This is a genomic window from Acinetobacter sp. AB03 (genome assembly GCF_058107045.1).
Genome location: NZ_JBUEBA010000002.1, coordinates 2200571 through 2209502, shown reverse-complemented (window position 1 = coordinate 2209502; position 8932 = coordinate 2200571). Strand labels below are relative to the sequence as shown.

The 8932-nt window shown below is 40.3% G+C and carries 9 protein-coding genes and 2 tRNA genes; 7 read left to right on the top strand and 4 right to left on the bottom strand.

All coding sequences use genetic code 11. From position 1 onward, the window contains the following. The 4 genes from ACY3FQ_RS11230 to ACY3FQ_RS11215 all read left to right on the top strand — a co-directional run. Nucleotides 1-170: DUF2798 domain-containing protein (locus ACY3FQ_RS11230; RefSeq protein ID WP_279740736.1), on the top strand; the 170-nt coding region annotated here is incomplete at its 5' end. A 218-nt stretch (nucleotides 171-388) separates the two neighbouring features. Then, nucleotides 389-1381, top strand: coding sequence for an NAD(P)H-quinone oxidoreductase (locus tag ACY3FQ_RS11225; RefSeq protein WP_010326276.1), 993 nt, complete (start codon nucleotides 389-391; stop codon nucleotides 1379-1381). Between the two features lie 202 nt (nucleotides 1382-1583). Continuing rightward, entirely contained in the window at nucleotides 1584-1814 is a 231-nt protein-coding gene (locus ACY3FQ_RS11220) for a hypothetical protein (RefSeq protein ID WP_406935408.1), read from the top strand. Between the two features lie 147 nt (nucleotides 1815-1961). Next, nucleotides 1962-2873, top strand: a complete 912-nt coding sequence (locus tag ACY3FQ_RS11215) for a helix-turn-helix transcriptional regulator (protein WP_010326277.1) — start codon at nucleotides 1962-1964, stop codon at nucleotides 2871-2873. A 138-nt stretch (nucleotides 2874-3011) separates the two neighbouring features. Here ACY3FQ_RS11215 and ACY3FQ_RS11210 read toward each other — a convergent pair. After that, a tRNA-Leu gene (locus ACY3FQ_RS11210) sits at nucleotides 3012-3097 on the bottom strand. 10 nt (nucleotides 3098-3107) lie between these two features. After that, a tRNA-Cys gene (locus ACY3FQ_RS11205) sits at nucleotides 3108-3181 on the bottom strand. Nucleotides 3182-3333: 152 nt separating this feature from the next. On the opposite strand from ACY3FQ_RS11205, the gene folD reads away from it, so the two are divergent. Continuing rightward, nucleotides 3334-4182: a bifunctional methylenetetrahydrofolate dehydrogenase/methenyltetrahydrofolate cyclohydrolase FolD gene (gene folD, locus ACY3FQ_RS11200; protein WP_078390150.1), complete on the top strand. Its 849-nt coding sequence runs from the start codon at nucleotides 3334-3336 to the stop codon at nucleotides 4180-4182. A 271-nt stretch (nucleotides 4183-4453) separates the two neighbouring features. Continuing rightward, the gene (locus ACY3FQ_RS11195) at nucleotides 4454-5140 is read left to right on the top strand and encodes a class I SAM-dependent methyltransferase (protein ID WP_126035850.1); all 687 of its coding nucleotides are present in this window, start codon (nucleotides 4454-4456) and stop codon (nucleotides 5138-5140) included. Between the two features lie 25 nt (nucleotides 5141-5165). On the opposite strand, the gene ACY3FQ_RS11190 is transcribed toward ACY3FQ_RS11195, so the two are convergent. Both ACY3FQ_RS11190 and ACY3FQ_RS11185 read right to left on the bottom strand, forming a co-directional pair. Beyond that, nucleotides 5166-5594 carry a hypothetical protein gene (locus ACY3FQ_RS11190; RefSeq protein WP_058869220.1) on the bottom strand — a complete coding sequence of 143 codons (429 nt, stop codon included), beginning with the start codon at nucleotides 5592-5594 and terminating at the stop codon, nucleotides 5166-5168. A 171-nt stretch (nucleotides 5595-5765) separates the two neighbouring features. Then, nucleotides 5766-7085 carry an MFS transporter gene (locus ACY3FQ_RS11185; RefSeq protein WP_279740728.1) on the bottom strand — a complete coding sequence of 440 codons (1320 nt, stop codon included), beginning with the start codon at nucleotides 7083-7085 and terminating at the stop codon, nucleotides 5766-5768. A 537-nt stretch (nucleotides 7086-7622) separates the two neighbouring features. Here ACY3FQ_RS11185 and glpD point away from each other — a divergent pair. Beyond that, nucleotides 7623-8932 (top strand): glycerol-3-phosphate dehydrogenase (gene glpD, locus ACY3FQ_RS11180; protein WP_489774052.1); only part of this gene is annotated, 1310 nt, incomplete at its 3' end.

The window sequence follows — 8932 nt, the reverse complement described above, 5'->3', positions numbered from 1 at the left end:
GTTTTAACTTACTGTTAAATAAAGGCTTAGTGCATAATTTCTTCCATCTTTGGCTCAAAAGCTGGAGTCTATCTTGGCTGATTGCATTTCCTCTGATTATGGTGTTTTTGCCTTTGGTTCGTAAATTTCTAATGCAGTTTGTATCTTTGCCTGATCAGCCACGCAACTGATACCTGTGCTTTTCATTTGGCCCGAATCGTTCTAAGTAATGTTTGAGAGGGATGTCGAGTGCAGTCGCAGCTTGCTTTTTTTATCAATGATCAGTGCTATCGCGCAGCAAAATAGTCTTCAGACTATACATAAGTACGGTGTTATTCATTTCAATTTATTTCTATGATCAAATAGGTCTATGAAACTTGAAAAATATCGCAAGAGTTAGGAATAAATCATGTCACAAACAACGATGCAACAGGTCATTATTACAGAGCCGGGTGGTGTGGATAAGCTGGCATATGAAACAGTGACGATCCCTGAAGCAAAAGCAGATGAGGTCCTGGTTAAGGTCCATGCGTTTGGTATTAACCGTCCGGATATTTTACAGCGTCAAGGTTTATATCCGATGCCACCTGGGGTAACACAAGTACCAGGGCTTGAGGTTGCAGGTGAGGTCGTTGCAGTTGGAGCTGAAGTTACCCAGTTTAAATTAGGCGATAAAGTTTGTGGTTTGACCAATGGTGGTGGTTATGCCGAGTATTGTGTGGTTCCACAAAGCCAAACTTTACATATTCCAGAAAATGTAAGCTTTGTGGAAGCGGCGGCTATTCCTGAAACTTTTTTCACGGTCTGGGCCAATGTGTTCCAAATGGGTAAAGCAAAAGCAGGGGAAGTGGTGTTGGTACATGGTGGAACCAGTGGTATTGGCACCACGGCACTCATGCTATGTAAAGCATTGGGCATTAAAACCTTTGCAACCGTCGGCAGCGATGAAAAAGTACAAGCTATTGCGAATTTGACAGATGCCATCAATTATAAAACCCAAGACTTTGAACACGAGATCAATGAGAAAACGGATAATGCGGGTGTTGATGTGATTTTAGATATGGTGGGTGCACCGTATTTAGAAAAAAATTTGAACTTGCTCCGCCGCGATGGACGTTTGGTTTATATTGCCTTTTTAGGGGGTGCAAAAGCCAAAGAGGTTAAGTTGGGGCAAATTATGATGAAGCGCTTAACCATCACGGGTTCGACCATGCGTGCACGAAATACGGCTGAGAAAGCTGAGATTGCACAAGGTTTACAAGATCATGTAGCACCGCTATGGGCCAAAGGTGAGTGCTTGCCAATGATTTATCAAACTTTTGAGTTCGATCAGATTCAAGCAGCACATGCATGCATGGATACGGGTGAGCACGTGGGTAAAGTTGTGGTAAAAATTCTGTAATATTTCTATAGTATAAAAAGTAGAGCTGACCTAGTGTCAGCTTTTCTTTTGTCTAAAATTTTCCAAAAAATAAAAATAATGTACTGAAAACAGAAAATAATTTCACAAAGATTAAAAAATGATAACTGTTCGACACAACCTGTCAAAACCGTGGTGTAAATTTGCAACTAAATTTAAACCTGACAAATTTACGTGGTTTTAAATGAAAAATAAAACAGAAAAGAGGGTTGTCATGAAAATTTTATCGACATCATATACACATGCGCATGGTTTCCGTGCGCTCAAGCGCTTGCATAAGGCGGTTATCTATAATAGTGTTTTACCTGATGAGTTACATAAGCTATATAAAGCTTTAATTCATTTTGAGCGTTATATAGAGCGTTTAGCGCATCAGCAAACTGTAGTAAAGAAGAAGAAATCTAAAAAACATTGATCGATTTTTTTTGATAAAAACATGACATAGCTTGAAAGCTGACCGTTTGTCTTTTACTTAATATTATTCAGTGACTTATATTGAATATAATGCTTAGGCATTTAACTATAAATAAAGACACAACATTGATTGTGCAGCGAGGGCAATATGAAGCGTAAAGCTTCAACACATGAACGCCTTGCGGAGCGTTTAGCGAATATTTTGACTAAATTAAATACTGGATATCAATTAGGGGTTGCAGAATTAGCACATGAATTTCAGGTGAGTACTCGGACAATAGAGCGAGATTTTGATCGTCTCAATACGTATTTGCCTTTACTTCAAGATGAATATACCAAGAAGTACTTTTTAGATCCTGTTTATCTTGGGCGCTTTAAGCTACAAGACATTCAAAACTTTGCGCAGCTTTCTGGGATCAGTGAGCTCTATCCATCTCTAGATATGTCTTTTCTACGTGGCCTGCTTGATGAAAGAGCAAATCAAGTATTCTCTGCCAAAGGTTATTATTATGAAAATGCACAGCAATTTGCTGAACATTTTCAGGTTTTTGCTGGCGCGATTCATAAGCGTCAAAAAATCAGTTTTATTTATAATGATCTTTTGCGCCATGTTGACCCGTATCGTTTAATTCATCATCAGGGAAGTTGGTATTTGGCTGCAGCTGTAGCTGTAGCTGATGAATTACGTACTTATCGTTTAAGTAAAATAGATCAAGTGGTTGTACATGAGTCGGAGCTTTTCGATCACCATTTAGAAGTTTTGACCCAATTAGAGCTCAGTGAGGGGATTTGGTTTGCAAAGCATAAGCAAACGGTGAAAATATCGGTGCGGCCTGAAGTTGCCTTATATTTTAAGCAACGTCTGTTATTGCCAGAGCAACAAATCGTACTAGAAGATGCATCAGGTGGTTTGTTAATTGATTGTCAAATTTGCCATGAAATGCAACTTTTACCTTTGGTGCGTTATTGGATTCCATACATTAAAATTATTGAGCCAGCTCATTTTCAAGAAAAATTAGAACATGATCTGCAACATTATTTATTACCACCCTTATCGTGATAAACGAATGAGATATTATTTTTAAGAGAGTCAATGTGCTCTCTTTTTTTGTGCATTGCATTATGCTTTTTCTGTAGGCATAAAAAAACCAGCTTAACGCTGGGTTCTTTATATGCACCATGCTTAGAAGTATAAGAATGGTGCCCGAGGCCAGACTCGAACTGGCACGCTTTGTGGGCGGGGGATTTTAAATCCCCTGTGTCTACCGATTTCACCACTCGGGCTTTAACAAGATGGAGGCGGAGGTCGGAATCGAACCGGCGTCCACGGAGTTGCAGTCCGCTGCATGACCACTCTGCCACCCCGCCGCGTCTTGTTGATGCGTATATTAGCAAGCTCTGAAAAAAAAACAATAGTGCTTTCATTCGTATGCGCATAAAAACAGCATATAGCGAAAAATATTTAAAATTATCATGTATTATGTGCAAAATTGATTCATATCAACACTTGGAGATGTGCCGTGGCATTAGTTTTAGATGGTCGTGCATTGGCAAAACAAATTGAAGCTGACTTGTTAACTCGCGTTGAAGCGCTCAAAGCAAAATCAGGTCGTACCCCAATTCTTGCGACTATTTTGGTGGGTGACGATGGTGCATCTGCAACTTATGTACGTATGAAAGGAAATGCCTGCCGTCGTGTTGGTATGGACTCACTTAAAGTTGAACTGCCAAAAGAGACCACCACTGAACAATTGTTGGCTGAAATTGAAAAACTGAATGCAAATCCTGATGTTCACGGTATTTTACTTCAGCATCCAGTGCCTGAACAAATTGATGAGCGTGCATGTTTTGATGCAATTTCTCTTGCAAAAGATGTGGATGGCGTAACGTGTCTTGGTTTTGGTCGTATGGCCATGGGAGAAGCAGCATATGGCTCTGCGACGCCTGCCGGCATTATGACTATTTTGCAAGAAAACAATATTGAAATTGCTGGAAAGCATGCCGTTGTTGTAGGTCGTTCTGCAATTTTAGGTAAGCCAATGGCTGCGATGTTACTTCAAGCCAATGCGACCGTAACGATCTGCCACTCACGTACTCAGAACTTAGCTGACTTTGTGAAACAAGCCGATATTATCGTGGGTGCGGTTGGTAAGGCAGAATTGATTCAAAAAGATTGGATCAAACAAAGTGCAGTGGTTGTTGATGCTGGTTTCCATCCACGTGATGGTGGTGGGGTAGGCGACATTCAATTGGTCGGTATTGAAGAAGTGGCTTCTGCGTACACACCTGTTCCAGGTGGTGTTGGCCCAATGACGATTACGACACTAATTCGTCAAACAGTTGAAGCGGCTGAGAAAGCTTTAGGTTAATTTTTATAAGACTCTAAAATCAGTTTTATGATGGTTTGGGAGTCGTGACATCGTCATTTGCTGTTGTTCGAGGCCGGACTAAATTTGATAAAAATGTTTCTGCGAAGCAGTAAATAAATGATGATTTCAGTCGAGTTCAGCAAATGGCAATGGTTTTCCTACTTTTGTCGAAACAAAAGTAGGTCGAACCGAAGGTTATGCATATCATGCGTCTTAATGTGTAAGACTCCGTTGTGCGTTTATTAAAAAATTCTACAAATATAAAATGTCCATGAGCTGTACTTTCCAATTCCCCAAAGCCCCAGATCATTTACTTCAAGCCTTGCATGAAGTGATTCCACAGTGTGAATTGCTTGCGCAACAGCTTCCTGAAACATCTATTTCGCTGTGGCTCATTCCTCCCGTGTTTCCAACCGATAAACTGGATGATGAAATCATTCGTCGCATTTGGAATGAAACACCATATTGGATCTTTTGTTGGGCTTCAGGCCTAGCCATGGCGCAGTGGTTACTGGCAGAACCTCATCATGTCAAAGATAAGGTGGTGTTGGATTTTGGCGCAGGTTCAGGTGTGGTGGCGATTGCAGCCAAAATAGCGGGTGCAAAACGTGTGATTTGTTGCGATATTGATGCCGTTAGTCTCGATGCTTGCCATGCCAATGCAGAACTTAATAATGTAGAGCTAGAGTATTTGGATGACTTGTATCAATCTGAACAGGTCGATGTTCTATTGGCTGCTGATGTTTTATATGATCAATGCAATCGTTTCTTTTTAGATGAATTTTTAAAGTTTGCACCTGAAGTTTGGGTGGCGGATAGTCGTGTTAAAAATTTTAGTCATCAGCAATACATAAAGCTCGATGAGCGTAGTGCCACAACTTGGCCAGATCTAGATGAGTCACCAGAGTTTCGCAATGTGAGTTTTTATCGAACTTTGAGTGTTCAAAAAGGGCGCTAAGCCCTTTTTTATATATCAGAAGGTCTTAAGAGCAGGTATAGCGCACAACATGCAGTGTGCTTGGTCGTGCTTCAAGTGATTCGCGTGTTGCAAAGTTTTCACCTTGGTGTAAGTCGGGTGTATTGCTTAAGCCAAAAGTGGCCCGGGTTTGACCAATTTGGCGTCCATATTCGGGAACATCTGCTGCAGTATTAGGAATTTCATTAATGCTTAAAATCGCCAATTTATAATTTTTTTGTGAACCTAAAACTTTTTGGCAAGCACGTTGTAATTTATTTTCATCAAGTTGCTGATTTTTACGAGCAGCAAGCGTATAAGCAAGGGTAGCGCTCGACGCTGATTGATGTTCAATTTGATAACCAACATTGCCATTGTATTGGCGAGGCGTGCTTTGACATGCAGATACTGCTAAAACGATACAGCTTAAGCCTAAAAGTTTATACGTATTTTTCATATAAAAAGTTCCTAACATTATTCTTGTTCTTAGTATGCCATACGCGGGTGTAATTCACGATATTTCAATCGATCAAGTTTCGGCAAAAAATTGATCAAACATAAAAAATGCCTTCATTCGCGAAGGCATTTTTTATGTTTAGTTTATTAACTTACATGCTTACTTTAAGCATCAATGATCGGTAATCATACTGTGCTTTTTGGTGTCTTTCATAAAGATGTAAGTCAGTAGAGATAAACCAATCATGAAGGTGATGTAGTAAAAGAAGTAGTTTTCATGTCCTGCGTTTTTAAAACTCAACGCTACAAGTTCTGCTGTACCACCAAAGATGGTATTGGCGATCGCATAAGGTAGGGCAACCCCTAGTGCACGAATATGCGCTGGGAAGAGCTCTGCTTTAACTACGGCATTAATCGCAGTATAACCTGTCACAATCACCATACCACTCATACATAACATAAATGCGGTTGTTGGGCTGCTGGTTGAACCTAGACCGTTGAAAATTGGAATCGTGAACAGTACACCCAATACACCAAAAGTGATCATAATTGGTTTACGACCAATTTTATCAGACAGTGCACCCACAACAGGTTGTAATAACATGAAGACAAAGATTGCTGCTGTGGTGATCTCTGTTGCTGTGGTTTTCTCAAAACCTGAGGTGTTGACTAGGTATTTTTGTAAATATGTCGTGAATGTGTTGAATGCCAGCGTTCCACCCGCAGTCAGCATAATCACAGTGAAGGCTTGCTTTGGATATTTGGTAAATAAAGCAAGTGCACTAGATTTTGGGCCACCATTTTTAGCCTGTTCTTGTGCATCTTTTGAGGATTGGGTTTCAACTAAACCACGACGAATCCAGAACACCACAATGGCAAGTACAGCACCAATGAAGAAGGGAATACGCCAGCCCCATTCAGATAACTGTGCTTCGCTCATGGTGCGTTGTAGAATGATCAACACACACAGTGCTAAGAGCTGACCAGAAATGAGGGTCACATACTGAAAACTAGAGAAGAAACCACGATGGTTTTTGCCAGCCATTTCCGTTAAATAGGTTGCGCTTGAACCGTATTCTCCACCAACACTTAAACCTTGCAATAAACGGGCAAAAAGCAATAAGGCAGGTGCGAGCATACCCACACTGGCATAGGTGGGTGCACAGGCAATAATCAAAGATCCCACACACATTAAAGATACAGACAGGGTAAGACCTGATTTACGTCCTTTACGGTCTGCATAAATGCCCATGATCCACGCGCCAATAGGACGCATCAGGAAGCCCAGTGCAAAGACGGCAGCAGCTTGTAAAAGTTTTACCGTGTCATCCCCTTCAGGGAAAAACTGTGGCGCGAAATATAAGGTAAATGCGGCATAGATATACCAGTCATACCATTCAACTAAGTTGCCAGCTGAACCACCGAGAATCGATTTTAAGCGGGTCTTTTTATCGATGCTTACTGGAGCAGTTTGGGGAGATAGATCAGTCACAAAAATTTCCCAAAGAGAAGTTCGGAAAATACATCTTTTAACTTTTTAAGTAGAAAAAGTTAAAACAATATATTTTAAGATTAAACAAAAAATTCTGTTTCGTTATACGCCCCTTATCCTTGGACTTCATTCGACTTTAGTCTAAATGTTGGTATGATTTATATGCTGTTAAGTTTTTCTAATGAATATCTTTATTTTAATGGGAAATTATCGTTTTACTTATCTAAAACAAACTCTTGTGATTTTTTAATGTGTGAATAGTCAATTAAAATACAAGGGGTTATAGGGTTTTTTTATTTTATGGTGAATGTTGATTTTTAGAAAAGAAAGTGTTTTTTAGCTTGGAAATTAGTCGACTTTTCACTGAATAGTCAAAATTAAAAATTAAATTGTAAAAATAGATGCAGTTATTAATTTATTTAGAATAACGAATTTCCTCTGATCTGAATGGCTTTGGAGTATGACAAGGTTGGATTTTGATGTTAAGTTTAGCGTGAAGAACAAAAATAACACAATAACTCAATGAGAGAGGTGAATATGCAAGACACAGATGCCATTTATGATATTGCCGTTGTGGGCGCGGGCATCAATGGGGTGGGCATTGCAAATGATGCTGTAGGGCGTGGTTTAAGTGTTTTTGTCTGTGAAAAAGATGATTTAGCTAGTCATACGTCTTCAGCCAGTAGCAAGCTTATTCATGGTGGATTGCGTTATCTCGAACAGAAAGAATTTCGTTTGGTGCGTGAAGCGTTATTAGAGCGTGAAGTACTGTTAAAAAAAGCCCCACATTTGATCCATCCTATGCGTTTTATTATGCCGCATTTACCTTATTTGCGTCCGGCGTGGCTGATTCGTTCAGGCTTGTTTATCTATGACTATTTGGCAAAACGAGAAACATTAGAGGGTTCAGAGCTTGTTCATTTTAATGTCGATAGCCCGCTAAAAGATACGATTAAACGTGGTTTCGAATATTCAGATTGTACTGTGGATGATGCGCGTTTGGTGGTAGTCAATGCAATTCAAGCACATGAGCTAGGGGCTCAAATTCGGACACAAACGCGATGCGTTTCTGCGGTTCAGCAGGAGGGTGTGTGGTGTCTAACCTTAGAGCATCAAAAACAACATTACCAAATTAAAGCTCGAAGCTTAGTCAATGCAACAGGTGCATGGGTCACAGATTTTATTCAACAACAACTGTCCCAAACACCAAAGGCAGGCATTCGATTGGTTCAGGGCAGCCATATCATTGTGAAGCGTTTATACCCGGAAACGCATGCGTTTATTCTACAAAATGATGATCAACGCATTGTGTTTGTAATTCCTTATTTAGATGAATACAGCCTGATTGGTACCACGGACGTAGAGTTTGAGGGGGATGCAAATCATGTCCATATCACCGAGCAGGAAACTGCTTATTTGATTGATGTGATTAATGACCATTTCAAGCTTCAATTACAGCAAGAAGATGTAATCTCAAGCTTTGCAGGTGTAAGGGCATTGTATGATGATGCAAGTACACAAGCCTCTAAAGTGACACGTGATTATGTACTGTCGATGTCTAAACCTGTTGCGGATGAAGCACCATTATTATCTGTTTATGGTGGAAAGTTAACGACTTATCGCAAGTTGGCGGAAGCGGCTTTGCTACAGCTAAAACGTTATTTTTCACACATGAAGGCGGAATGGACGGCTGAGGCAAAACTCCCCGGTGCGGAAGGTTTTAGTTCTATCGAGGTTTTATGTGCAGAGTTGATGCATGAAATCAAAGGGCTAGAGCCTCAAACAGCGCATCGTTGGGCAAACAGTTATGGTAGTCGAGTGTGGCATATGCTCGGTGAGAACAAAGA